Annotated in this window: 1 pseudogene; it reads left to right on the forward strand. The window is 65.1% G+C overall.

The features are described from left to right. Positions 1-1,017: pseudogene (locus tag IH00_RS0134360) on the forward strand (IS630 family transposase); the annotation flags it as partial. Positions 1,018-1,047: the final 30 nt, after the last annotated feature.

Below are 1,047 nucleotides of genomic sequence, written 5' to 3' on the forward strand. Positions count from 1 at the left end.
GCGGCGCCGTTCCACGCCGCAGGCGTGGCCCTTCGTTGCCGGATCATTCTGGCCTGCGCGGAAGGTGCTTCGAACAAGGACGTGGCGGCCCGGCTGGGCTCGACCGCGCATGCGGTGGGCCGGTGGCGGGCGAGGTTTGTCGAGCACCGGATTGCCGGCCTCGGAGACATGCCGCGATCCGGCGGTCCGCGATCGGTCACAGACGAGCAGGTCGCCGCGCTGGTCACCAGGACGCTGGAGTCGACTCCGAAGGACGCGACACACTGGTCGACGCGTTCGATGGCGAAGGAGACGGGCCTGTCGCAGTCGACCGTGTCACGGATCTGGCGGGCGTTCGGCCTGCAGCCGCATCGTTCGGAGACGTTCAAGCTGTCGACGGATCCGTACTTCGTCGACAAGGTCCACGACGTCGTCGGTCTCTATCTGGACCCACCGGAACGGGCCCTGGTCTTCTGCGTGGACGAGAAGTCGCAGATCCAGGCCCTGGACCGCTCGCAGCCCGTGCTGCCGATGATGCCCGGCGTCCCGCAGCGGGTCACGTACGACTACGTCCGCGCCGGCACCACCACCCTGTTCGCCGCCCTCGAGGTCGCCACCGGCAAAGTGATCGGCTCTCTGCACCGCCGCCACCGGGCCGAGGAGTTCAAGAAGTTCCTCATCAAGCTCGACAAGGAAGTCCCGGGCGGCCTGGAAGTCCACTTGGTGCTCGACAACTACGCCACCCACAAGACCCCGGCCATCAAGACCTGGCTGGTGGCCCACCCCCGGTTTCACCTGCACTTCACACCCACCGGATCGTCCTGGCTCAACCTGGTCGAGCGATGGTTCGCCGAGCTGACGAACAAACAGATACGGCGAGGCGTCCACAAAAGTGTCCAGGCCCTGGAGCAGGACATCCGGACCTGGATCGCCGCGTGGAACAGCGACCCCAAGCCCTACATCTGGACGAAGTCCGCGGATGAGATCCTCGAACGCCTCGCCTCATATCTGAACAGAATTCCTGACTCAGAAGACTAGGGCGTGTGTCAGAAGTGCTCTAAGTTGGCT

It is taken from the genome of Streptomyces sp. NRRL S-118 (genome assembly GCF_000716335.1).
Classification (GTDB): Bacteria; Actinomycetota; Actinomycetes; order Streptomycetales; family Streptomycetaceae; genus Streptomyces.